The following is a 24017-nucleotide window of genomic DNA, read 5'->3' as shown; positions in this document are numbered from 1 at the left end:
CGTTCATGGCACAGTCCCGCTTTATTCGTTGGACGCGTACGTGTCCAACAGGGAGCCGAATTTGGCGCGGGCCGCCTCTCGGCGGGTGGGGACGTGCTCGGTCGGCACGTCGGCTGGTCGGTAGTCGCGCAGGATCCGACGGGCGACCGTCACCTTGTGCACCTCGTCCGGGCCGTCGTAGATCCGGGCCGCGCGAGCGTGCCGATACATCGCCTCCAGCGGCAGGTCGGTGGTGTAGCCGAGCGAGCCGTGCGCCTGAATGGCCCTGTCGATCACGTTGTAGAGCACCGAAGCGCCCCAGAACTTGATCATCGCGATCTCGCTTAACGAGGCAGCTACGCCCTCGGTGTCCATTTTCCAGGCCGCGTGCAACGTCATCAGCCGGGCGGCCTGCATTTCCGCCGCGGAGCTGGCCACCCAGTCCTGGACGAGCTGTTTGTCGGCCAGCACCGACCCGTGCACATAGCGGCTGACCGCCCGCTCGCAGAGCATGTCGAACGCTCGGCGCGACTGGCCGAGCCAGCGCATGCAGTGGTGGATCCGGCCCGGTCCCAGCCGCTTCTGCGCCAGTACGAAACCGTCGCCGACCTCCCCGATCAGATTTTCCACCGGCACATGGACATCCTCGTAAATGATCTCGGCATGCCCACCGGGCTCGCCGGTCCGTTCGTACGGGTGCCCCATGGTCGGGATGTCGCGCAGGATCCGGACTCCAGGAGTGTCGACTGGTACGACGATCATCGACGCCCGCCGACGCGGTGCCGCGTCCGGATCGGTGACCACCATGACAATCAGGAAATCGGCCGTCGAGCCGTTGGACGTGAACCATTTGTGGCCGTTGATCACCCATTCGCCGCCGTCCCGTACGGCCCGGGTGGTCAGCAGGGTCGGGTCGGCGCCTGCGCCCGGCTCGGTCATTGAGAACGCGCTGCGCAGTTTTCCTTCCAACAATGGATACATCCAGCGCTGCTTCTGTTCTTCGTTGGCGCCCAAAGCCAACAGCTCGGCATTGCCGGAATCCGGCGCGTTGTTCCCGAAAACGCTGGGAGCATAGGCACAAGCACCGAGAATTTCGTGCATCAGCCCCAGTTTCACCTGCCCGAAGCCACCACCGCCAAGCTCGGGCGGCAAATGCGCGGCCCACAACCCCTGCCGCTTCACCTCTTCCTTCAACGGCTCGGTCAGTTTCGCCAACAGCTCACGATCCGGCTCGAGCGTTTCCAGCGGCATGATCTCGTCTCGTACGAAATCACGCATCCAGGCCAGTTTCGCGGCGAACTCCGGTTCGGTGCTGAAATCCCAGGCCATCGAAAATCCTTTCAGGACAGGTAACCCATGGCGGTCACGAGCTCCAGCGCGATCGTCGCCTGAGTGTGCTCTTGCTCGGTTCGTACGTCCGCGTCAAACCCGTCAGCGCCCATCACGCCGGCCAGGTATCTGGCTCGTACGCCAGCGCCGATGCACGCCCCTCGCCAGCGCGCGAAAGCCTCGTAGAACGGCAGTTCCGACACATCCCGGCCGGAGAGTTTCGCATAGTGCTCGGCGAGTTGTTCCCTGCTGGGAAAACCTGGCGCAGTACTCGGGCCCTCAATGGTCGGCGGCACATCATCGCCGGGCTGGCCCCAGGACGCACTCAGCCAGCCGAGATCGGCGAGCGGCTCACCCACTGTCGCGAGCTCCCAGTCAAATACCGCCAAAACCCGGCCGTCTGAACCAAAAGACAGGTTTCCAGGCCGAAAATCACCGTGCACGATCCCCGTTCGCTGCGCTGGTACGTGCGTGGACAGCGCGTCATGGACACGGTCCAGCAGCACGAGGTCCGGCGAACCGGACTGGTGCAGCTGCCGCCGCCACCGTCGCAGCTGCCGCTCGACGTAGCCCTCCTCGCGTACGAGATCACCGAGTCCGACCGTCACTGGATCGACCGCGTGCAGCCTCGCCATCACCTCAATCAGACCAAAACTCGCTTGCTGTCGAGCAGTCAACGCGAGTGCTGCGGCAGCTTCCTCGTCGGCCAGCACCAGCCCATCGACGAATCCCATCACGTAGAACTCGGCGCCGGTGACAGCCGGATCGGCGCAGTACGCCAACGGTTCCGGTACGGGCACCTCGGTCGAGGCCAGAGCCGTCACGAACCGCCACTCCCGGCGCATGTCATGGGCAGTACTGAGTACCCCACCGGTGGGCGGACGGCGCAGCGCACGTACGACACCAACGGCGTCGGTGACGCGATAGGTCAGGTTCGATCGTCCACCGGACACCAACGAAAACTCGACCGGCTCGACCAAGCCGTCGATATTTTCGGCGAGCCACCGGCCCACCGTCGCCGGCTCGATACCGGACAGGCTCGGCATCGCCTAGAAGCCGCTGAACTTGGGCTGCCGGCGGGCCAGGAACGCGGCGACCCCTTCGGCGACATCCTGACTGCGCAGCAAATCCGCCTGTCCCGCCGTCTCCCGATCGATCGCGGCCAACAGGTTGTCAATGGTGGTCGCGTTAATGGCCCGTTTCGTCTCAGCGTACGCGAGCGGCGGTCCCTGCACGAGTTTTCCCACCACCGCGGCGACTTCTTCGTCGTACGAGTCATCGTCGACGACATGACTGATCAGGCCCCAGTCGGCGGCCTGCGCGGCGGGGATCCGCTCGGCCAGCAACGCCATCCGCATCGCTCGCGCGCGCCCGATCGCGGCTGGCACCAGCATGGTCGCGCCGCCGTCTGGCATCAGCCCGATATTGACGAAAGCGAGCAGAAAATAGGCCGAATTCCTGGCCATCACCAGATCGCCGGCCAATGCCAGCGAACAACCGACCCCGGCGGCCAGCCCGTTGACCGCGGCGACGACCGGCTTTCCCAGCTCGCGCAAGGCAAGCACGGCCCTGTTCGCGGAATGCAGCGTGCTGTCGCCGCCGCTGGGGCCGGCCAGGTCCGCGCCCGAGCAGAAGGCTCGGCCGGCACCGGTCAGCACCAGCACCCGGATCGCCTGGTCCGCGGCGGCCTGGCTGACCGCCTCGGTCACCCCGTCGAGCACCGACGCGGTAACCGCGTTCAGGTGGTCGGGACGGTTCAGCGTCACCCGCAACACCGGCCCATCCCGCTCGACGAGCAGTTCCTCACCTGTCATTGCCCGCTCCCTGCCGCTGGAAGTGATGGAGCGCACAGTATCGCGTTTAGCGATCGTTAGGTAAGTGACGTGAACAACGCCTCAGCGCAGCAGCCCACCCAGCAGCATCCCGAGCACCACCGCGATCACTCCCGCGAAGATGCTGCCGCCGACGTTCAGCAGCGCGAGCCCGCTCGCCCGCTTCTCGTACAGCCGCACGGTCTCGTAGCTGAAGGTGCTGTACGTGCTCAGCGCCCCACAGAAACCGGTCCCCACCAGCACGAACACCGGACCGGACAGAGCCGCGCCGGCCAGCACGCCGAGCACGAACGACGCCACCGCGTTGACCGTCAGCGTCCCCCACGGAAACAGCGACGGATGCCGGCTCCGCACGAACCGGTCGGTGAGATAGCGCAGCGGTGCACCGACGGACGCGCCGACGGCTACCAGCAACAAATTCCAGCCCGTCATCCGGCAGACTTCCCGAACACCCGGCGGGTCACCGCGACACCGCACCACGCGGCCGCCACCGCTACCAGCGGCGTCGTCACCAGGTAGGCCACCGCCACCCCGACCGCGGCATGATCGGCGAGCGCCACGACATCCGAGGCGTACGTGGAAAAGGTGGTGAAGCCGCCGAGCACGCCGACGCCCAGGAACGGTCGTACGAGCCGATTGACCGTGAAGGCTTCGGTGACAACCACCATCAGAACTCCGATGAGCAGGCAGCCGAGCGCGTTGATGATGAAGGTGGCCAGCGGGAAGCCCGTTGGTTGGTGCGGCAGTGCGACCGACAGCAGATAGCGGGCCTCGGCGCCGACTACCCCACCCGCGGCGATCGCCAGCAAGATCGGACCTTGGCGGGTCCGCACTTTGAGGTCGACGTCCGGATCGATGGGTTCTTCCTGCACGCACCCTCCCATGCTCACCGTAAGGCACCGCGGCGGCGGAACACCGCCGGCCGTCGTAGTGTTTGCCCTGGCGAGACGATTATCGAGGAGGAGCCAGAAGATGCGTGCAGTGCGGGTGCCTGAGCACGGTGGAGCCGACGTTTTGACCGTGGTCGACCTCGATCCGCCGACGATCGGGCCGGACCAGCTGTTGGTACGCACCGCGGCGGCCGGAGTGAACTACATCGACACGTACCAACGGGACGGCATCTACCCGATCCCGACGCCGTTCACGCTCGGTCTGGAAGGCGCCGGTGAGGTGCTGCAGGTCGGCGCGGAGGTGTCCGGCTTCGCCGTCGGGGACACGGTGGCCTGGAAACAAGCCGCCGGCAGCTACGCGGAGCAGGTCGCCGTGCCGGCCGCCGAAGCCGTGCCGGTGCCAGCCGGGGTCAGTGCGGAGAACGCGGCGGCGGTCATGCTGCAAGGCCTCACCGCGCATTACCTCGCCACCTCGACGTACCCGATCCAGCAGGGCGACTGGGCGGTCGTGCACGCTGGCGCTGGCGGCGTCGGGCTATTGCTCACCGAGATCATCAAGAAGCGCGGCGGGCACGTACTGGCCACCACCTCGACTCCAGAGAAGGCCGAGCTGGCCCGCGGCGCCGGCGCCGACGAGGTCGCCACATATGAGGATTTCGCCGCTAAAGCCAAGGAACTGACCGAGGGCAAAGGCGTCGCGGCGGTCTACGACGGTGTCGGCAAGACAACCTTCGACGAGAGCCTGTCCGCGCTGGCGATCCGCGGCTACATGGTGCTCTACGGCGGCGCGAGCGGCCAGGTTCCACCACTGGACCCGCAGCGGCTGAACAGCGGCGGGGGTCTCTTCCTCACCCGGCCATCGCTGCCGCATTACACCCGCGACCGCGCTGAGCTGCTGTCCCGTACGAACGAGCTGATGAGCTGGATCGCCGACGGCTCCCTGACCATCCGGATCGGCCACCGTTACGACCTGGCCGACGCCGGTCAGGCGCACAAAGACCTGCAAGGCCGCCACACCACCGGAAAGCTCCTCCTGACCGTCTAATGTGGTCAGCGTGAGCGAACCACTGTCGGGTAAGCAGTTTGTCCTGAAGTACGGCGACGCCGAGGCGGTCATCGTCGAAGTCGGCGGCGGTTTACGGACGTACACCGCCGCCGGCCGGGACATTGTCGCCGGCTACCCAGAAAACGCGCTGTCACCACGTGCCGCGGGCGCAGTTCTCGTGCCGTGGCCGAACCGGTTGGCCGGCGGCTCTTACATCTTTATGGAACAGCTGCATCAGGCCGCGATCAGTGAGCCGGCATTGCACAACGCGAACCACGGCCTCGGCCGCTGGTCGCGGTGGACCTGTCTTTCGCAGAACGAAAATTCGGTGACGCTGGCGTGGACCGTGCCGCCGCAGGGTGGCTATCCGTTCCAGCTGGACGTACGCACCACGTGGACGCTGGACGCCGATGGCCTGCGGGCCGAGCACGAGGCCGTCAACGTCGGCGACAAGGTGGCACCCTTCGGGTTGGGCGTTCATCCGTACTTGTCCATCAACGGCGCCGACCGGGCGGACGTGACCGTACGAGTGCCGGCGAAGCTCAGGGTTCTGGTCGATGACAACAAAATCCCGACCGGCACCCAGCCGGTCGACGGGACTCCGGACGATCTGCGTACCGGCCGGCCGCTGACCGAGGTCGGCCTCGATCTCGGGTTGGCCGCGCTGGAAAGAGATTCCGACGGACGAGCTGTCGGCGGCGTCAAACATCCCGGAGGCGGAGCCAAAATCTGGTTCGGCCCGGCCTTCGACTGGATCCAGCTCTTCACCCCGGACGCGCTCGGAGACCATCCCGCCTCGGTCGCCATCGAGCCGATGAGCTGCCCTGCCAACGCATTCAACTCCGGTGACGGGCTCGTCGTTCTGGCGCCAGGCGACCGCTGGACCGGCAACTGGGGCATCACGCCGCTTTAACCGCCGCGGCAACGGCCGCGATCGCTTCGTCGAAGCGATCCGGCCTCAGCGCGGCGAAACCGGTGACCACGCCTGGGAAAAGCGGTTCGCCAGATGTGTACGACGAGAGCGCCGCCAGGTGAATCTGGTGGCGACTTTCCAGCAACGCGGCCACTTCCGCGTCCGCGTACGAGGCCGGCAACCTGATCACCAGGTGCAGGCCCGCGTCGATCCCGATCGGCTCCCAGTCCGGCAGGTGTTTCGCCAGCGCCGCGAGGAAAGCGTCGCGGCGCCGTCGGTATTCTGGCCGTGTGCTGCGCAAATGCCGGTCATATCCGCCGGTACGCAGGAAATGTTCGAATCCGGCCTGCTCGAAGGTGCCGCACCCGCGGCTGCCGAACCATTTCGCGATCACCGCCTCGGCACGCAATGCCGGCGGAGCGACCAACCAACCCAGGCGTAGCGCTGGCGCGAGGGTCTTGCTGACAGTGCCGACGTACGCGACCCGACCCGGGTCGATTCCTTGCACAGAGCCCAAAGCAGCGCGGTCGTAGCGATATTCCGCGTCGTAGTCGTCTTCGATGACCAGTCCGTCGACCGCACCGGCCCACTCGAGAAGTCCACGCCGGCGTTCGGGACTAAGCGCGACTCCGAGCGGGTATTGGTGCGCCGCGGTGACAACTACCGCGCGACAGTTGGTACGTGCCAGCGCATCAACTCGCAGACCGTCGTTGTCGACCGGCACGTGCACTGGCGCCAGACCGTGAAATCTCAGCAACTCGGCCAGATCCGGGCCACCCGGATCCTCGACCGCGACGTGGCGGTGACCTTGCGTACGCATGCTGTGGAACAGCAAGCCGAACGCATCGAAGGTGCCATGCGTGACGATCACGTCGTCCGCGCCGGCTACCACGGCTCGTACGCGGCCAAGATATTTCGCCAGCTCAGCACGCAGTCCGGGCAGCCCGGCCGGGTCCGGGTAGCCAAGGCCAGCATCCGGCAGCTCGGCCATCCCGGCGCGGACGGACGCCAACCAGGCCGACCGCGGGAAGGCCGCCAGCGACGGCAGGCCCGGGCCGAGGTTGTAGCGCCACGAACCGCGCCGCGCGGTTGGCGTCGGCGCTGAGTCGTCCGTACGCTCCGGCGCTGTGGGCGGTGCGACGCGCGTCCCGGAACCTCGCTGAGCGACCAAATAGCCTTCAGCGACCAGCTGGTCGTATGCGGCCGAGACCGTGCCGCGCGCGACTCCGAGCTGCCCAGCCATGTCACGCGACGACGGAAGCCGGGTACCGGCGTGCAGACGGTCGGCCCGGATTTCGTCACGCAGCGTACGCTCCAAGCCACGCCCCGGTCGCGTACCGTCCACTGCCGGCAGCAGTAACTCCCGAAAAGTGGACCAAGTCTCCTCCATAAGAGTGGATCTTAAAGATGTGCCACTCGACGCGCACCCTCTATTCATGAACGTCATCGTCCAAACCCGACCGAGCACGGCCCCGACCCGGAATCCGTGGATCACGGTCACCATGTTGCTGATGGGCGTTTTCGTGGTCGGCGCGAACGCGACCATGGTCAACGTCGCCATTCAGCCCACCACGGAGTCCCTCGGCGCGTCGCTGTCCGGAAGTCTGTGGATTGTCAACGCATATTTGTTGGCTTTCGTCTCACTCCTGCCAGTTTCGGGCCGGCTCGGCGACCTGTACGGCCCGAAACTGCTGCAGCTGCTGGGGCTGGCGAGTTTCACCGCAGGCTCAGTGCTGGGCTTCCTGGCGCCCGATGTCGGCTGGCTGGTCTTCGGCCGGGCTGTGCAGGGCCTCGGGGCCGCATTGGTCACCCCCCAGGCCATCGCGATGATCGCCCGGATTTTCCCAGCGGAGCGACGCGGTCGAGTTTTCGGAGTCTGGGGCGTCGTCGCCGGCCTCGCGGTCGCGGCCGGACCGATGCTGGGCGGCTTGGTCGTGTCCACGCTCGGATGGCGCTGGATTTACGGCGCGGCTGGCCTAGTGGCGGCAGTTGCCTTCGCGTTCTCCTTTGTTTGGCTGCCGAATCTGGTCAGCGTCCGGCGGCCGCGCCTGGATCTGCTGGGTACGGTCCTGCTGACCGCGGCCCTGTCACTGGTCGTTTTCGGGCTGATCGAAGGCGAACCGCGGCAATGGGCTGAGCCCATTGGAGCCATCATCGCGGTGGGGCTCGGGATCTTCGTGGTTTTTGCGGTCGTACAGTTCCAGCGGCGAGACCGCGAACCGCTGGTCCCGCTGGCCGTCCTGCGATCCCCTGGTTTCGCGCTCATGTCCGCCGTCGGCGCGGCGTTGACCTGCTCGGTGACCGCAATGGTGTTCCTCACCGCGATCTATCTCCAGTCAGTGGCCGGCCTGAGCGCTTTTGAGGCCGGCCTGATCATCGCGGTCGCGCCGATGATCTCGCTGCCTTTCGCGTGGCTGTCGGGTTGGCTCACCGATCGGTACGGCGGATTTCTTCCGTTGCTCAGCGGCTTGCTGCTGATGACGGCCGGACTCGCCGGTCTGCCGCTGGCGTTGACGAACTGGCAGGGTTTGGTGGCGGCACTGACAGTTTTCGGTGTGGGCATGGGCATTGTGTACGCGCCGCCGGGCACCCTGGCGATGGCGCACATCGACCCGGCGCTGGCCGGCGCCGCGTCCGGCACCATGAACACCCTGCGGGCGCTGGGAAACTCACTCACCAGCGCGGTGGTCGCGGCCTGGCTGCAGATCAGGCTGGCCAACGTACCCACCGGCTTGCGGATCGCCAGCAGTGGGCTGACCACCGCACTGGAAGGCACCTACTGGATTCCGGTCGTCGCGCTCGCCGCCGCCACGCTCGCCTGCGGCGTCCGCGTTCGCACGCTCAGCGGTCGCGGCTGATTTCCCAAAAAGCGACCGCGGCGGCGGCGGCGACATTCAGCGAGTCGACGCCGCCGCTCATCGGGATTTTCACCGCCACGTCGGCATTCGCGACCGCGGCAGCAGTCAGCCCGGGGCCTTCCGCGCCGAGCAGCAGGGCCGGTCGCCGGCGATCGTCGGCGCTCAGTTTGTCCAGATCGACCGCGTCCGGCGCCAAAGTCATCGCCAACACCCGGAAACCAGCGTCCCGCACGACTTTCAGCCCACCGGGCCAGTCGTCCAGCCGGGCGTACGGGATGGCGAAGACCTCGCCCATGCTTACCCGTACGCTCCGGCGGTAAAGCGGATCAGCGCACGACGGCGACAACAGGACGGCGTTGATGTCCAAAGCAGCCGCACATCGAAAGATCGCCCCGATATTGGTGTGGTTGTTGACATCTTCCATGACCGCTATCCGGCCAGCGGTGGCCAGCAGGTCGGCGACCGCCGGCAACGGCCGCCGGTGCACCGAGGCGAGCAACCCGCGATGTACGTGAAAACCCGTGGTGGCCTGCAAAACTTGCTGGTCGGCGGCGTAGACCGGCGCACCGGTGACCGCGCCGAGATCGGCCACCGCGTCGGTTCGCTTGCTGTCCACCAGAATCGACCGAAGCTGGTATCCGGCTCGTACGGCCCGGCGCAGCACCAACTCGCCCTCGGCAATGAAGAGTCCGTGCGGCGGCTCGAAAGCCGTCCGTAGGTCGACATCGGTGAGGCAGCGGTAATCCGCCAGCCGCGGATCGTCCGGATCGGTCAGGGTTTCGAAGGCCACCCCTACGTCAGTCCTGCTGGCCGTTCGGACCGGCTTTTCCCATCGCCGGACCGCCCACGTTCGCGGCTGCCTCGGCGACCGCCTTCTCCGCCGCCACCACCTCTGGACGCTCCACATACGCGTCGGAGTCCTTCAGGGCCGGTGGCCGTGGCGCCGCCGGCTGCGCGGCCGCCGGCTGACTCGCCGCGTCGCCGAGCTTGCCGACGACATTGCCCAGACCTTCCAGCGCACGACCCAGCTCGGACGGCACGATCCACAGTTTGTTGGCGTCTCCCTGGGCGATCTGCGGCAGCATCTGCAAATATTGGTACGCCAGCAGCTCAGGATCGGGCCGGCCGTCATGAATCGCCTGGAAAACCGTCTCGATGGCCCGCGCCTGACCCTCGGCTTGCAGGATCCGGGACTCCCGGTCACCCTGCGCCCGCAGGATCGCGGCCTCTTTTTCACCCTGTGCGGTCAGAATCTTGGACTGCTTGACACCTTCCGCGGTGAGGATCGCGGCTCGCCGGTCCCGCTCGGCGCGCATCTGCTTCTCCATCGAGTCCCGAATGGACGCCGGCGGCTCGATCGCCTTCAGCTCCACCCGATTGACCCGAATGCCCCAGCGACCCGTTGTTTCGTCCAGGACCGCCCGAAGTTGGCCGTTGACGTGGTCGCGGCCGGTCAGCGCCTGCTCCAGGTTCATCGAGCCGACCACGTTTCGTAGGGTGGTGACGGTCAACTGCTCGATGCCCTGAATGAAGTTCTCGATCTCGTACGTGGCGTCTTTCGCGTCCGTCACCTGGAAGTAGATGACGGTGTCGATGTTGACAAGCAGGTTGTCCTCGGTGATCACCGGCTGCGGCGGAAAAGACACCACTCGCTCGCGAAGGTCGACCAGCGGGCGTACCCGGTCCGCGAATGGCAGCACCAACGCGAGGCCCGGCTCCAAAGTGCGCAGATAGCGGCCGAAGCGCTCGACCACGGCGGCCCTGGCCTGCGGGATGACCCGTACCGACCGGAGCAGCGACACCACCACAAAAATTACGGCTATGCCGACCAAAAGCAGAAGCAAAAGACCCAGGATAGAGTCCATTACGGTTCCTTCCACACCAAGGCTGTGGCGCCCTGAATTTTCAGGACGTGTACGGTCTCACCGATCTCGATCTGCTGGGTGGCGTCGAAAGGACGTGCTGTCCATTCCTGGCCGGCCACTTTCACCAGTCCGGACTCCGGTCCCACCCGCTGGAGCACCTTAGCGGTCTCCCCCACCAGGGCCGCTGCGCCATGCCGGAGCGTCGGTCCCTGACTGATCTGCCGTTTCGCGATCGGGCGCACCAGCACCAGGGCGAGACCCGCGACCGCCACGAACAGCGCCAGCTGGATCGGCAAACCAGCGCCGAGCGCCGCGCCACCGGCGGCGGCCAGCGCACCGGCCGCGAGCATGATGAAGACGAAGTCGAGCGAGAAAATCTCGACGACTGCCAACCCCGCCGCGAGCACGAGCCAAATCAACCAGGCCATAGTTCATCATCCCACCGCAGGCCCGGCTGTGCTCTTACAAAATGGCTTCAGTCCTCTGTGAGAACAAAGTCGACGAGCCGCTCGACCGCACCGAGCAGTTCCCACTCCAGATCGTTGAAATCGCGTACCGAAGAGCGGACCCGGCGCCACATCTCGTGCACGTCCGAAACGCCCAGCGCGGCGCAGACGCCCTCTTTCCAGTCCTGGCCACGGGGCACCTTCGGCCAGGCCCGGATGCCCACCGAGGCGGGCTTCACGGCCTCCCAGATGTCCACGTACGGATGGCCGGTGACCAGCACGTACGGGTTGCGCAGCTCGGCCACGATGCGACTTTCCTTGCTGCCGGCCACCAGATGGTCGACCAGTACGCCGAGCCGCCGGCCCTTGCCGGGGCCGAAGTCGGCCACCACCGCGGGCAGGTCGTCGACGCCGTGCAGCGGCTCGACGACCACGCCCTCGACCCGCAGGTCGTCGCCCCAGACCTGCTCGACCAGCTGCGCGTCGTGCACGCCCTCGACATAGATCCGGCCGGCCCGTGCCACCCGGGCCGGCGCGTTCGGCACCGCGACCGATCCGGACGCGGTCCGCCGAGGCTGCGGCGCGGCCACTTCACGTACCGGCCGCTGGAGTGTCACCAGCTTGCCCTCGAGCAGAAAACTCGCTGGCAGCAAGGGGAAAATCCGCTGGTTGCCGCGCCGGTCCTCCAGCACGACCTGGTCCGAGAGGCAGGAGATGACGGCCCCGCAGAAGCCCGACTCAGCCTCCTCGACGACCAGGTCACGCTCCGCCGGAACCGTCTCGATCCGTCGACGGCGCGGGTCCTTGGGGTCTTTGCCCATAATGTCCGGTCCGTAATCCATGCTGCGCACGGAAATCACGCTAACGATTCTGGTGACGGGAGCGACGCTGACGCGCCGTCATTGCTTACGCTTGATGACGTGAGTCTTCGGTCCGGCCGGATGGTGGCCTGGTTACGGTCGTGGCGCACCGGACTGGTGCCGTACGACGACGTGGTGTCGGCAGTGCTTGGCGAGGACGGCGAGCACGAGGTCGCCGACCTTCCCGGCGCGGCACACGCCGTGCCGCTGCCCTATGCCCTCAAAGAGCTGTCCCGGATCTCGCCGGACAGCATCCGGCTGGTGATGCCGGTGCCCGGTGACCCGCGTGGCCTGCCGGCCTCCTCCGGGCTGGCCCGGGCAGGCCTCGCGGTCGGCGAGGTGGTTCGCTGCCCGGAGTTCGGGCTGATCCCGGAGGTGACCTCGCGCGAGTCGGGGTCCGGGGTGCAGTGGGAGACCGTGGTGTGGCGCTGCCACCCGATCGTTTTCGACCCGCTCAACCCGCTGCCGCTGGTGGACGATTTCTGCACGGTCGGGGAAGCCGAAATGCAGCTCGCCCAAGCCCTCCTGCAGACCACCGACCTGCTGGTCGACCTCGACGTGGCCCGCTGGCGGCCGGAGCTCGCCGACGCCCTTATGGACCTCCGAAAGGCCGGCCGCTCGCATGAGCTGCCGCCGGGCTACTCGCCACGCGCGGAGCGTGTCCTGCATCGGGCCGAACTGGTCGCCGGGATCGTCGATCTGGCCGGCGAGGACGACGGCGGCGCGACCAGCACCCAAGAGGCCAACCTGCGGGCCCAGGCGCTTCGGCCACTCGCCGCCGCCGCCCGGCAGGCACGACTGGCCGCGTACAACTCCCCCATTCGCTGACCGCATCCGGCCAGGTGGGCCTGGTAGTGTCGCTTCCCTTGCGAAAGCACCAAGAACTCGAAGACGGGATGTCAGTGATGGTCGCGTGGCCGAACCATCTGCTGACTCTCACTGAGTGGGACGCGCTGCCTGAGGACACCAGCCGCCATGTCGAGCTGGTTGACGGAATGCTTGTCGTGGCGCCCAAAGCAACCCCGCGACATCAATTCGTCAGACACCAACTGGCCGCAGTGCTGAACAGTCAACTGCCGGTCGAATGGGTGGCGATCCCCGAAGTCGAGGTCATCGTCGACGCGACCCATCCACCCACCGTCCGCGCCCCGGACGTGGTGATCACGTCATCGGAGATTCTTGATACGAATCCGCCTCGACTACCAGCGGACCAGGTCGTCGTCGCCGTCGAGGTCATCTCGTCCGGTTCGCGCTGCGCCGATCGCGTCACCAAATTGGTCGAGTACGCCGAGGCCGGCATCCCCCGGTATTGGCTGTTCGATCTGACCACGCCGTTGTCTGTGCGGACGTACGAGCTGTTCGATCGTGCGTACCAGCTGACCAACGACATGGTCGGCGGTGTATTCAGCACGGACACGCCGGCACCGCTTCGGATTAATGTGACGTCGCTGGGTCGGCGCTGACCGTTTGATAATTTATCGATACAAGATGACGTTTTCGTCATCTTGTATCGGTAAAAACGAGCGAAACGCCGGTTTCAAGGTGCTAAACGTCAATCGTGGTTACCAGTCACCTCTGGTGATCACGACACTGGTGACCACGCCGTAGCCGTCCGGGATGTCGACCTGCTGATCCGGCGCGAAATTGATGACGTAGCAGCCGTTCGGAGTGTTGACCGAGAAGTAGCCGTAGAACGCGCCGCCGTACATGCGATAGGAGACGAAGTCCGTCCCTATCGAGCCGGCCAGCGCATAGCATTTGCTACCACCGGAAAGCACCTGGAAGGTCACCGAAACCTGGTCACAGGGTGCTTCGTAGATATTCGGGCTGACGTCCTTGGTCGCCACCTGACTGGCATTGATCGGCGCTGCCACCGAGGCCGCCGGAGCCAGCAACAGGGCGAATCCAACAATTGTCGCGGCAACCGCCGCACGTGCGGTAGAACGGAAGACTCGAGTACGCATGATGCGACCCTTCTGTCAGGCGATTTCCCTTATCGCCACAGAGAACGCATCTACGCCGCAGATGTCACACCTGGTCACGGAACTCAGCGGCCAAGTAGCGCCACTGTGCACGATTCGGTGCACGCGTCCGGCCCAGCGCCGAAGGTGCCCAGCGCACGAGGCTCACTCCCGCTCGTACGCTCCAGAACCAACTCCCGGACCATCTCGACAAATCGCCGGTCCACTCCAGGAGTGGCGGCTCGCGCGAAGCCCAGGCCGAGTTTGTACGCGGTGTCCTTGGCCTCGTTGTCCAGGTCCCACAACACCTCAAGGTGGTCGGACACGAAACCGATCGGGCTGATCACCACATCGGTGACGCCGTCCGCGACGATCGCCTGGAGGTGGTCGTTCACGTCCGGCTCCAGCCATGGCACGTGCGGCGGCCCGCTGCGGCTCTGCCACACGAGATCCCACTGGGCGTTTGGCGCGGCCTCTTCGGCGACCAGCCGGGCCGCCTCCCGCAACTGCCGCGAATAGAGGTGCCCACCCGGTCCGGCCTGCGCGTCCATCCGGCTGGGGATGCTGTGCGCGGTGAAAACCAGCCGCGCTTTCGCCCGCCGCGCTGGCAAAAGTGACGCGTACGCACCTCGTACGGCGTCCACGTGCGGCTCGATGAAACCGGGGTGATTGAAAAATCGGCGCAGCACCACGGTTTCCGGTCCACCCGGCCCGATCTCGGCATGCGCTTTGGCAAGATCTTCCTTGTATTGCTGGCAACTGGAGTACGAGCAATAGGCCGACGTGACGAAAACCAGCGTCCGGCGAATGCCGTCCTCTCGCATCTGCCGCAGGGTGTCGGCCAGGTAGGGATTCCAGTTTCGATTTCCCCAATAAACCGGCAGTTCCAGACCGTTGGCCGCGAAGTCGGCGCGGATCGCGGCCAGCAACTCGCGGTTCTGCCCGTTGATCGGCGAGACCCCGCCGAAGTGGTGGTAATGCTCGGCCACCGTGGCCAGCCGCTCGTCTGGGACTCCCCGGCCACGGACGACATTCCGTAGGAACGGCATCACGTCGTCCGGCCCTTCCGGGCCACCGAAGGACAGCAACAGCAGCGCGTCGTACGACTCAGTCACCCCACAAGTTTTACACGCAGTAGAAATCGCTCGCGGCCCGCACCGCGATCTGCGATCGTCTTCGGGTGCCCCAACCGATCCTGCGTACCGACCGCCTGCTGCTGGTCCCGCTGACCGACCGGCACCTGGAACTGGAGATCGAGCTCGACTCCGACCCGGAAGTGCTCCGCTACCTCGGCGGCCATCCGCGGTCAAGGGACGAGGTCATCGCGTCCCACCGCCGGCGGATGGCCCTGACGGAGAAGGTGGACGGCCTGGGGTTCTGGATGGCGTTCGGTGGCTCGACACCGCCGGCCAGCGAGGATGACGGCGAGTTCGTCGGGCTGTTCATGCTGCCGCCGGCGCACGGCCCCGACCAGCCCGATGACCCGACCGTCAGCGATCTGGGCTACCGCCTCGCCCGGCGGTTCTGGCGACAGGGCCTGGCCAGCGAAGCGTCCCTGGTTCTGTTGCAGCACGCCTTCGACACCATCGGGCAAAACCGGGTAATCGCCCAGACCATGGCCACCAACGCTGGGGCCCGTGGCGTGATGGAACGCATCGGAATGCGCTATGTGCGTACGTATTTCCCTGACTGGGACGAGCCCCTGCCCGGCGCGGACCACGGTGAGGTCGAGTACGAAATGACCCGCCAGATGTGGCACGCCCGCTGACGGCCAAGCGGCCGCAATGCCTCATCGCGTGCGTCTGGCCAGGATCTACCGACTCGGGTCGGTCTCCAACATCCTGGGGAAGGCAGCCGAACTTGTACGCGCGATGCTCGACGATGGATAACGCCGCACCCTCAGATGTCGAGGAGGTGCAGGAGGTCGCTCGCTAGGTCTGGCGTGCTGGCGGCGATGAATTTTTGGCGCCGATCCATGGCGGCGGCAACGTCTCCAGGCGACTCGAGACGATAATTAAGCGGGATCGCCTGGCCCGTCAGATCGATGACGACCCCTCCAGCGGCGTGCAATATATAGTGACCTGGATAGAGATCCCAGACGGCGAACCCTTTCGCGAATTCGATCGTAGCGTCCGTGAATCCGGCTGCGACGTGGCAGAGACTGATGGAACCGAAGTCAACACCAATGCGTCCACGACTCTTACCGTCGCCTGACGTCTCGCTTAGCCTTTCCATAAGGCGGCGCTGCGTCGCCAGTGGCAAAAACCTTTCCAAAGGTCGCATGAGATAGTTGGTCACTAGTGCTGAGGGCACGTCTAATAGCGGATGGACATTCATTGGAATGGGGTCCATTCCAGCCATGACTATACATGCGTGATCTTCCCCGCCTACATCTCGAGCGGCTACGTACAATTGAACGTGATGGAAAATGTCACCAACAACCGCAACTAACGGCCTGGCAAGTTTTCGCGAGTACACCATTATGTGCGTGTATCCTTGCAGTGCGCGAACCGCAAGTTCGCTCGTGTCAAGCGGATCAATTAAGACCAACAGATCTGGATCCGGATTGCTGCCGACGACCTCCGGGTCGGCCTCCTCCGATGCATAGATAAACTCGGGCAGCCGTTCCTCGAGCATGCTTCGATAGAGTTTATGCAACCGAATATCGAACTCCGACAGAAAATTATCGTCGTGCCGCAGGTTGTCTTTCTCGCCGTGTTTGCCCGTGACTGCGGACTCGATCAGCCGAGGCCGGATATCTGCGATGATTGCCTTGACTATGTCTACGACGCTATTGGCAAGCTCGGGTAACGTGAAGTCGCTCATGCCTATTCCTTCCCCTCGTTTCGCGAGGGCACCTTCGACCGACGAATGGGGAAGGTCGCGCGAGATCGGGACCACGACACCCGAGTTCGCCGCAGCCAATGGGCACGGTTCTCCCGTTCAATTCTGGGCTTTTTGGTTCCTGATATAGAAGGCCCTTTGGTCGAACGACCTCGGGTGGACCGGGGCCAGGACGGCTACTTCGGCGGCTCCGCGCCGACGGCGTGGAAGCCGCCGTCGACGTGCACGATCTCGCCGGTGGTGGCCGGGAACCAGTCGGACAGCAGCGCCACGATCGCCTTACCAGCCGGCTCGGTGTCGGTGAGGCTCCAGCCCAGCGGGGCGCCGGTCTCCCAGAGGGTCTCGAACTGCTCCGAACCCGGGATCGACCGCATCGCCATGGTACGAAGCGGGCCAGCGGCGACCAGGTTCACCCGTACGCCCCGAGGCCCGAGATCGCGAGCCAAATAGCGGTTCGTCGACTCAAGGGCGGCCTTCGACACGCCCATCCAGCCGTACACCGGCCAGGCCTTGGTAGCGTCGAAGTCCAGCCCCACCACGGCGGCTTTCTCGCCGAACAGCGGCAGGCAGGCGCGGGTCACGGCGGCGTACGACCAGGCCGAAATCTGCACGGCCGGGCCAACATCGGCCCACGGCACGTCAACGAAGCCATCGCCCATGGCGTTCTGCGGGGCGAAAGCCACGGAGTGTACGACGCCGTCGAGGCCGTCGACATGCTCACGCAGGCGCCCTTCCAGCGCCGCGTAGTCCTCGTCGCTCGTCACGTCCAACTCGATCACCGGCGCCTCGGTGGGCAGCCGCCTGGCGATCCGGCGGGTGATGTTCAGCGCCCGACCGAAGCTGGAAAGCACCACCTGGGCGCCCTCCTGCTGGGCGATCCGGGCCGCCGCGAAAGCGATCGACGCCTCCGTCAGCACACCGGTCACGAGCAGCCGCTTGCCTTCGAGCAACCCCGTCACGGGCCACACCTTTCGTTGTCAGTGAAGAAGAGTTAGTGACCCATACCGAGGCCGCCGTCGACCGGGATGACCGCGCCGGTGACGTAGTTCGCCGAGTCGGAGGCGAGCCAGGTGACCACCTCGGCGACCTCGGCGGCGCTCGCCATCCGGCCAAGCGGGATCTGCTCGAGAATGGCTTTCTTGCGGTCGTCGCCGAGCACCGCGGTCATGTCGGTCTCGATGAACCCGGGCGCGATCACGTTCGCGGTGATGTTCCGGCTGCCCAGCTCGCGAGCCAGCGATCGGGCCAGCCCGACCAGCCCGGCCTTGGAAGCGGCGTAGTTCGCCTGCCCAGGTCCACCCGTCAGACCAACGACCGAGCCGATGAACAGCAGCCGGCCCCAGCGCTTGCGCAGCATCTTCGAGGTCGCCCGCTTGGCTACCCGGTAGGCACCGGTGAGGTTCGCGTCCAGCACCGAGCTGAACTGGTCCTCGCTCATCCGCAGCAGCAGCGTGTCCGCGGTGATGCCGGCGTTGGACACCAGCACCTCGACCGGCCCGAACTTCTCCTCGACCTCGGTGAAGGCCGCGTCGACCGAAGCCGCGTCGGTCACGTCGCACTGGACGCCGAACAGGCCGTCGGGCGCGCCGCTGCCGCGGTGCGTCACCGCGACCTGGTCGCCGCGCTCCGCGAACGCCCGCGCGATCGCGAGTCCGATGCCTCGGTTGCCTCCGGTGACAAGGACGGTCCGGCTCAATGCGCCTCCACTCGTACGTACATCCCAGCTCAGTCCACCTGCCAGGCTATCCGTACGCCCCGCGCCCCATGGTCAGGGGATTTACAAACCTGCGCCGTCCACCTTGTCGATCCGCCCCTTGTCCCCTCGCCGACTCCGTGCGGTTAGGGCAGACGCTGCGTCCAGATGAGGGACATGACGGCGCCGGCGAAGCCAAAGAGCAGGGCAATGCCGACGAACCACTGGGTGATCTCGCGGGACTCGGTGCGGTAGCCAATCGAGCTGCCCAGGTCGTTGTAGACCTTCTTCAGAGCGTCCGCACTGACCGCGTCGTAATACTGGCCGCCGGTGTCGGTGGCCAGCTTGTGCAGCGCGTCCTGATCAACTGGTACGGGCACCTGACGGCCAGACAGCTCGACAGTGCCTTCCTGGGTGCCGAACGCGATCGTCGACACCGGCACCTTGGCCTTCTTGGCGGCCGCGGCCGCCTGGTCGTTCGGCCGGCCGAAGGTGGTGTAGCCGTCCGAGAGCAGCACGATCCGGGCCGGTGGCGGGCCTTGCGCGCCGTCAGCCGGCACGCTCGCGATCGCGTCCAGCGAAGTGAAAACGGCCTCACCGATCGCGGTCGACTCCTGCAACTGCAGAGCGTCGATGCCGGCCATGATCTGCTGATGGTCCTTGGTGGGCGACACCTTCACCGAAGCCGCCTTCGCGAAGGACACCAGGCCGACGTTGTACGTGTCCGGCAGCTCATTGACGAACAGCTTCGCGGCCGCCTTCGAGGCGTCGATGCGGTTCGGCGTCACGTCGGTGGCCTGCATCGACAGCGACACGTCCAGCGCGAGGATGATCGTCGCCCGCTCCAGCGGCACCCTTACGTCCGCGGACGGTTTCGCCATCCCGGTCGAGAGCACCAGCATGCACAGCAGGAACGCGGTCGCGGCGAGGTGCCGGCGCCAACCCGGCGCCTTCGGGGCGATCCGGGCCAGCATCGAGACGTTGCTGAAGCGGACCGCATACGTCTTGCGGCGCAGTTGCATCCACACGTACCCGCCGACGAGCGCCAACACGGCGAGCACCAGCAACAGCCACCACGGGCTGAGAAAACGGATCATCGAGTCATTCCACGGGTCTGGCCGCGACGCTGCGCGGCGACGAAGCGGACGATGTCGACCAGCCAGTCGGAGTCGGTACGCAGCCGCAGGTGCCCGGCCCCCGCCCGGCGGATGGCCGCCGCGATGGCCGCACGCTGCGAAAGTGCCGCTGCAGCGTACTTCTCCCGAAAACGCTTGTCACCGGTGTGGACCTCATGGGTACGCCCGGTTTCGGTGTCGATAACGGTCAGCACGCCCACGTCCGGCAGCTCCAGTTCGCGCGGGTCGACGACCTCGATGGCCAACACGTTGTGCCGGACCGCGAGCTTGCGCAGCGGTCGCTCCCAGCTCGGCTCGGTGGCCGGGTCGACCGCGTCCGGGGTGAGGAAGTCACTGATCACCACGGCCTGGCCGCGCCGTCGCGGCGGCCGGTTGAGCATGTCGACGGCGCCGGCGAGGTCGGTCGGCTCCCCCGGCTTGGCCCGCGGCGCCTGGGCGATCCGCCGCAGGAGGCCCTGCGCGGCCTGCCGTCCCGGCCGGGCCGGCAGTCTTACGGACCCTTCGCCGTTGACGACCACCGCCCCCAGCCGGTTGCCGCCTCGTACGGACAGGTGCGCGATGGCCGCCGCGCCGGCGATGGCGAGGTCACGCTTTTCGCAGCGTGCGGTGCCAAAGTCCAGGCTCGCGGACAGGTCGACGCAGAGCCAGGTCTCCAGCTCGCGGTCGGCGATGGTCTGCCGGACGTGCGGCACGGTCGTACGAGCGGTGACCGCCCAGTCCATCCGGCGCACGTCGTCGCCTGGCCGGTATTCCCGGGACTCGCCGTTCTCGCTGCCGGGACCGGGCAACAGGCCCAGGTAGTCGCCCTGCAGCAGGCCATCCAGCTTGCGGGTGACCATCAGCTGCAGTCGGCGCAGCACCACCTCGGCGCGGTCGTCGTCCAGCCGCGGCGGGCCACCGCCAATCGCGTCCTGTGGGCGGCTTCCGGGTCGCGCCGAAGGCACCGCGGGCGGGTCGGCCCGACCAGCGCCGACCGAGCGCAGTCGTCTCACGCCGGCCGCTCGGTGTCCGCTGCCCAACCGCCGTCAGCGGTCTTGTTCAGCGAAGTGGTGGGCTGGCCGGAGGTCGGCCGGGCATGCGCGCCGGGCGCTGGCGGCACCGGCGGCGGCCCGCCCAGGGTCGGCTGTGGCCCCGGCCGCTGCGGCAGTGCCGGCTGACCTGGCAGGGCCGGCTGACCTGGCAGGGCCGACACCGGCACCGGCCGGCGCGGAGCGGCGCTCTGTCGGGGGGCCACCGTCGGCAGCGGCACACTGGCCATCACTCGCTCGACGACGTACTCAGCGGGCACGCCGTCGGCGAGCGCGTCGTACGACATCACCAGCCGGTGCCGGAGGATGTCCGGCGCCACGTCCTGCAGGTCCTGCGGCAGCGCGTAGTCCCGTCCTCGCATCAGGGCCAGCGCGCGGGTCGCCGCGACCAGGCCGAGCGAGGCGCGCGGGCTCGCGCCGTACGAGATGAGGTTCGCGATCTCGGACAGGCCGTGCTCGGCCGGCGCCCGGGTCGCGAGGACCAGCCGGACGGCGTAGTCCACCAACGCGTTATGCACGAAGACCTCGTCGGCGGCGGCCTGCAGGCGCAGCAAGGACTCCGGGTCGATGATCTGTTTGGGCTGCGGCGGCCGGACGCCCATCCGGTAGACGATCTCCCGCTCCTCGATGTCGGTCGGGTAGCCGACCACGATCTTCATCAGGAACCGGTCACGCTGAGCCTCGGGCAGCGGGTAGACGCCCTCCTGCTCGATCGGGTTCTGGGTGGCCAGCGTCAGGAACGGGGTCGGCAGCTTGTGCGTCTTGCCGCCGATCGAGACCTGCTTCTCGGCCATCACCTCCAGCAGCGCCGACTGCACCTTGGCGGGCGCCCGGTTGATCTCGTCGGCGAGCAGGAAGTTCGCGAACACCGGTCCGAGCTCGACGTCGAACGCCTCGCTGGACGCCTTGTAGATGCGCGTACCGAGAATGTCGGCGGGCACCAGGTCGGGGGTGAACTGGATGCGGGTGAAGGTGCCGCCGACGACCCGGGCCAGGGTCTCCACAGCGAGCGTCTTGGCGACTCCAGGGACGCCCTCGAGCAGGCAGTGTCCCCGGGAGAGCAGGCAGACCAGCATCCGCTCGACCATCCGGTCCTGCCCGACGATGACCTTCTTGATCTCGAAGAGCACCCGCTCGAGCTCGGTCGCGTCCTGCGCTGGGGTGTGCTGCTCAGTCACCGTCGGCCCTCCAGAAAGAAGTGTCTCGCCCCGATCGTGCATGTGGCGTCAAGCCTGACACGTTTGGCTGGGAGCGGCCGGCGTCGGGGTGGGTCCTTTGGGGCCTCCTGTCTGAATATCAGACCAGCCGCCGGCTCGTACGGTCGACTGTGAACAGACGACACTGTGACAATCGGAATCCGATGGGGCCGATACCGGGCCGCTGACCTGCCCAAATCCCCCGGGACATGACATTCGGGCCCCGGCCAGAAGACCGGAGCCCGAACGCGATGGGTCGTGGCTGTTAACCGAGTTCTTAGAGGAGTCTTACCGCGCCGAAGTAGCCGCCCCAGTACATGGTCCGCCGGTGCACCGGGATGCCGAAGTCGGCGGCCTCGATGATCCTGCCGTTGCCGGCCCAGATCGCCACGTGGTGAATGGTCGTCCAGCTCGATCCGTACGACCAGAAGACCAGGTCGCCGGGCTGCAGCTGGCTCCGCGAGATCGGGGTGCCGAGGCTGTACTGCAGGTGCGCGGAGTGCGGCAGGTAGATGCCGACCTTCGCGTACGCCCAGAGGGAGAGGCCCGAGCAGTCGAACCCGACCCGCGGGCTCGCCGCGGCCCACACGTACGGCATGCCGAGCTGGCTCATCGCCGCCGAGACGATGGTGCCGCGAGCGCCGCCGATGTTGCCCGAGTAGCCGCCACCGCCACCGCCACCGCCTCCACCGCGAGACGGCGGGCTGTCGTTGTCCGCCGCTGCCGCAGCAGCTGCTGCCGCGGCGGCAGCGCGCGCGTTAGCCGCCGCACGGGCCTGATTGAGCAGGCCGGCCGTACGCTGGGCGGCCACCAGCTGTTGGTTGAGGGTGGCCTGTTGGGCCTGGATGGCGGCCTGCTGGTGCTGGCGCTGACCGATGGCGGCGATGGCAGCCGCCTTGGCCGCGGCGGCCTTGCTGGCGGCCGCCTGGCTGGCCCGCAGCGCGACGGTGGCCGCGTTGGCGGACTCCTGCTGCCGGCCCTGGGCCTGCTGCATCTTCGCCAGCGCGCTGGACTGGTCGCCGCTGACGATGTTGAGGACCGCCAGCTCGTGCCCGTAGGTGGCCGGGTTTCCACCGGTCATCAGCAGCGCCGCGGTGTCCGTACCGCCGGTCATGTAGGTCGCCGCCACCAGATGGTCGATCTGGGTGCGCTGCGCGGCGACCACCGCCTGGGCAGCCTTCAGGGCCGCCGCGGCCGTCGTGTACGCCTTCTGGGCGACGCCTTGCTCATAGACAGCGGTGTCGTACGCCTCAATCGCGGCCTCGGTCTGCACCTGCGCTGCCGCGAGCGCCGACTGGGCGGCTGCCAGCTTGCCGTTGATCACCCCGACCTGGGCGGACGCGGCCGCGACCTGCTGTCTGCTGGCGTCGAGCTGCTGGTTGGTCGGGTTCGGCGGGGTGGGGGCGGCTGACGCCACCGAGGGAAGCAACCCGCTGAAGAGTCCGAGGAGAGAGACCCCAAGTGCCACAACCAGCACTCGTCTACTGTTCTCTCGCATAGACACCTCCTGTCACAGTGGTTGACAGGAGACCACATATCCGACCAAAGAGACAATCTAAGTCCCATATTCGACACAATGTCCGATTTTTCTCGCGCGTGTCGGCGCGTGTCGACCTCCGACGGTGTGGTAAAAGCTGCGCCATATCTTCGCAAAACAGGCGTTTCATGATGTTCCGCTGAACGGATTCCAGCAGGTCGGCCAGCACCCGACGGGTCGCCTGGCAACTGTCGGACAACTAAGTAGGCTGTGGCCTCATGGGTCCGTACGTCGGCTTGTCCGGCCAGCAGAGCATCGTCGTCTCCGACGACGACAGCGCGCTGACCACCGGCTCCGGCGACGTGCCCACCCTGGCCACTCCCCGTGTGGTCGCGCTGGCCGAAGCGGCCGCGATCGCCGCCCTCGACGGCCATCTCGAAGAAGGCCAGACCTCGGTCGGGACACAGGTGTCGCTGCGGCATCGGGCCCCGTCGCCGGTCGGCCGGCGGGTCGAGGCGATCGCCGCACTGACCGAGGTCGACGGCCGTACGCTCCGCTTCAACGTCACCGTCCGGGACGGTGACCGCACCGTCGCCGAGGGCCTCATCGAGCGCGTCATCGTCGATCGCGACTGGTTTCTTCGGCGAGCCTGAGACACTGCCTTC

Annotated in this window: 26 protein-coding genes; 7 read left to right on the top strand and 19 right to left on the bottom strand. The window is 66.7% G+C overall.

Annotated elements, in window-relative coordinates; genetic code table 11:
* Positions 1-21: 21 nt before the first annotated feature.
* The 5 genes from ABD301_RS36235 to crcB form a co-directional block, all read right to left on the bottom strand.
* Positions 22-1308 carry an acyl-CoA dehydrogenase family protein gene (locus ABD301_RS36235; protein ID WP_344314675.1) on the bottom strand — a complete coding sequence of 429 codons (1287 nt, stop codon included), beginning with the start codon at positions 1306-1308 and terminating at the stop codon, positions 22-24.
* 11 nt (positions 1309-1319) lie between these two features.
* Positions 1320-2354 (bottom strand): phosphotransferase family protein, encoded by a 1035-nt coding sequence (locus ABD301_RS36230; RefSeq protein ID WP_344314674.1) that lies wholly within the window; start codon positions 2352-2354, stop codon positions 1320-1322.
* A gap of 3 nt (positions 2355-2357) precedes the next feature.
* Entirely contained in the window at positions 2358-3122 is a 765-nt protein-coding gene (locus ABD301_RS36225) for an enoyl-CoA hydratase (protein WP_344314673.1), read from the bottom strand.
* Between the two features lie 81 nt (positions 3123-3203).
* Positions 3204-3572: a fluoride efflux transporter FluC gene (locus ABD301_RS36220; protein WP_344314672.1), complete on the bottom strand. Its 369-nt coding sequence runs from the start codon at positions 3570-3572 to the stop codon at positions 3204-3206.
* On the bottom strand, positions 3569-4012 hold the full coding sequence (crcB, locus tag ABD301_RS36215) for a fluoride efflux transporter CrcB (RefSeq protein ID WP_344314671.1): 444 nt from the start codon (positions 4010-4012) through the stop codon (positions 3569-3571). Before crcB ends, ABD301_RS36220 begins: the two co-directional genes overlap by 4 nt.
* Positions 4013-4112: 100 nt before the next feature.
* Between crcB and ABD301_RS36210 the strand changes: the two genes are divergently transcribed.
* Both ABD301_RS36210 and ABD301_RS36205 read left to right on the top strand, forming a co-directional pair.
* Positions 4113-5075, top strand: a complete 963-nt coding sequence (locus ABD301_RS36210; RefSeq protein ID WP_344314670.1) for a quinone oxidoreductase family protein — start codon at positions 4113-4115, stop codon at positions 5073-5075.
* 10 nt (positions 5076-5085) lie between these two features.
* Positions 5086-5988 carry an aldose 1-epimerase family protein gene (locus ABD301_RS36205; protein WP_344314669.1) on the top strand — a complete coding sequence of 301 codons (903 nt, stop codon included), beginning with the start codon at positions 5086-5088 and terminating at the stop codon, positions 5986-5988.
* Here ABD301_RS36205 and pdxR read toward each other — a convergent pair.
* Positions 5975-7378, bottom strand: coding sequence for a MocR-like pyridoxine biosynthesis transcription factor PdxR (gene pdxR, locus ABD301_RS36200; RefSeq protein WP_344314668.1), 1404 nt, complete (start codon positions 7376-7378; stop codon positions 5975-5977). The genes ABD301_RS36205 and pdxR overlap by 14 nt on opposite strands.
* Before the next feature lie 46 nt (positions 7379-7424).
* On the opposite strand from pdxR, the gene ABD301_RS36195 reads away from it, so the two are divergent.
* The gene (locus tag ABD301_RS36195; protein WP_344314667.1) at positions 7425-8846 is read left to right on the top strand and encodes an MFS transporter; all 1422 of its coding nucleotides are present in this window, start codon (positions 7425-7427) and stop codon (positions 8844-8846) included.
* Here the strand turns inward: ABD301_RS36195 and ABD301_RS36190 are convergent.
* Genes ABD301_RS36190 through ABD301_RS36175 form a run of 4 tightly spaced genes read right to left on the bottom strand, consistent with a single transcriptional unit; the run spans position 8830 to position 11999 of the window.
* Positions 8830-9636 carry a TrmH family RNA methyltransferase gene (locus ABD301_RS36190; protein ID WP_279580652.1) on the bottom strand — a complete coding sequence of 269 codons (807 nt, stop codon included), beginning with the start codon at positions 9634-9636 and terminating at the stop codon, positions 8830-8832. The two genes, ABD301_RS36195 and ABD301_RS36190, sit on opposite strands and share 17 nt — an antisense overlap.
* A 7-nt stretch (positions 9637-9643) precedes the next feature.
* The gene (locus ABD301_RS36185) at positions 9644-10711 is read right to left on the bottom strand and encodes an SPFH domain-containing protein (RefSeq protein WP_344314666.1); all 1068 of its coding nucleotides are present in this window, start codon (positions 10709-10711) and stop codon (positions 9644-9646) included.
* Positions 10711-11139: an NfeD family protein gene (locus ABD301_RS36180; RefSeq protein WP_163568947.1), complete on the bottom strand. Its 429-nt coding sequence runs from the start codon at positions 11137-11139 to the stop codon at positions 10711-10713. The genes ABD301_RS36185 and ABD301_RS36180 overlap by 1 nt, the downstream gene beginning before the upstream one ends.
* Before the next feature lie 47 nt (positions 11140-11186).
* On the bottom strand, positions 11187-11999 hold the full coding sequence (locus ABD301_RS36175; RefSeq protein ID WP_344314783.1) for a DUF3097 domain-containing protein: 813 nt from the start codon (positions 11997-11999) through the stop codon (positions 11187-11189).
* Between the two features lie 78 nt (positions 12000-12077).
* On the opposite strand from ABD301_RS36175, the gene ABD301_RS36170 reads away from it, so the two are divergent.
* Positions 12078-12845: a hypothetical protein gene (locus ABD301_RS36170; protein ID WP_279580653.1), complete on the top strand. Its 768-nt coding sequence runs from the start codon at positions 12078-12080 to the stop codon at positions 12843-12845.
* 38 nt (positions 12846-12883) lie between these two features.
* A complete protein-coding gene (locus ABD301_RS36165) occupies positions 12884-13480 on the top strand; it encodes a Uma2 family endonuclease (protein ID WP_344314665.1) in 597 nt (198 codons plus the stop codon).
* 99 nt (positions 13481-13579) lie between these two features.
* Here the strand turns inward: ABD301_RS36165 and ABD301_RS36160 are convergent, their stop codons facing one another.
* A complete protein-coding gene (locus ABD301_RS36160) occupies positions 13580-13981 on the bottom strand; it encodes a hypothetical protein (RefSeq protein WP_344314664.1) in 402 nt (133 codons plus the stop codon).
* Positions 13982-14064: 83 nt separating this feature from the next.
* Positions 14065-15093 (bottom strand): ferrochelatase, encoded by a 1029-nt coding sequence (locus tag ABD301_RS36155; RefSeq protein WP_344314663.1) that lies wholly within the window; start codon positions 15091-15093, stop codon positions 14065-14067.
* Between the two features lie 65 nt (positions 15094-15158).
* On the opposite strand from ABD301_RS36155, the gene ABD301_RS36150 reads away from it, so the two are divergent.
* Entirely contained in the window at positions 15159-15746 is a 588-nt protein-coding gene (locus ABD301_RS36150) for a GNAT family N-acetyltransferase (RefSeq protein ID WP_344314662.1), read from the top strand.
* 131 nt (positions 15747-15877) lie between these two features.
* Here ABD301_RS36150 and ABD301_RS36145 read toward each other — a convergent pair whose 3' ends face one another.
* The 7 genes from ABD301_RS36145 to ABD301_RS36115 form a co-directional block, all read right to left on the bottom strand.
* The gene (locus ABD301_RS36145; RefSeq protein WP_344314661.1) at positions 15878-16804 is read right to left on the bottom strand and encodes an inositol monophosphatase family protein; all 927 of its coding nucleotides are present in this window, start codon (positions 16802-16804) and stop codon (positions 15878-15880) included.
* 194 nt (positions 16805-16998) lie between these two features.
* Entirely contained in the window at positions 16999-17781 is a 783-nt protein-coding gene (fabI, locus tag ABD301_RS36140) for an enoyl-ACP reductase FabI (RefSeq protein WP_163568950.1), read from the bottom strand.
* Positions 17782-17813: 32 nt separating this feature from the next.
* Positions 17814-18518 carry a beta-ketoacyl-ACP reductase gene (gene fabG / locus ABD301_RS36135; protein ID WP_163568951.1) on the bottom strand — a complete coding sequence of 235 codons (705 nt, stop codon included), beginning with the start codon at positions 18516-18518 and terminating at the stop codon, positions 17814-17816.
* Positions 18519-18661: 143 nt separating this feature from the next.
* Positions 18662-19612 carry a VWA domain-containing protein gene (locus tag ABD301_RS36130; protein ID WP_344314659.1) on the bottom strand — a complete coding sequence of 317 codons (951 nt, stop codon included), beginning with the start codon at positions 19610-19612 and terminating at the stop codon, positions 18662-18664.
* Positions 19609-20490 (bottom strand): DUF58 domain-containing protein, encoded by an 882-nt coding sequence (locus ABD301_RS36125; RefSeq protein ID WP_163568971.1) that lies wholly within the window; start codon positions 20488-20490, stop codon positions 19609-19611. Before ABD301_RS36125 ends, ABD301_RS36130 begins: the two co-directional genes overlap by 4 nt.
* A 149-nt stretch (positions 20491-20639) precedes the next feature.
* Positions 20640-21899, bottom strand: coding sequence for an AAA family ATPase (locus ABD301_RS36120; protein WP_425552014.1), 1260 nt, complete (start codon positions 21897-21899; stop codon positions 20640-20642).
* 253 nt (positions 21900-22152) lie between these two features.
* Positions 22153-23373, bottom strand: coding sequence for a C40 family peptidase (locus ABD301_RS36115; RefSeq protein WP_344314655.1), 1221 nt, complete (start codon positions 23371-23373; stop codon positions 22153-22155).
* 257 nt (positions 23374-23630) lie between these two features.
* Here ABD301_RS36115 and ABD301_RS36110 point away from each other — a divergent pair, with 257 nt between their 5' ends.
* The gene (locus ABD301_RS36110) at positions 23631-24005 is read left to right on the top strand and encodes a thioesterase family protein (RefSeq protein WP_163568953.1); all 375 of its coding nucleotides are present in this window, start codon (positions 23631-23633) and stop codon (positions 24003-24005) included.
* Positions 24006-24017 lie beyond the last annotated feature (12 nt).

Origin of the sequence: Fodinicola feengrottensis, from assembly GCF_039530045.1 — a bacterium.
In the GTDB taxonomy this organism is placed as follows: domain Bacteria; phylum Actinomycetota; class Actinomycetes; order Mycobacteriales; family HKI-0501; genus Fodinicola; species Fodinicola feengrottensis.
Note: the sequence above shows the minus strand (reverse complement) of the source record. Positions and strands in the feature narration are given on the sequence as shown.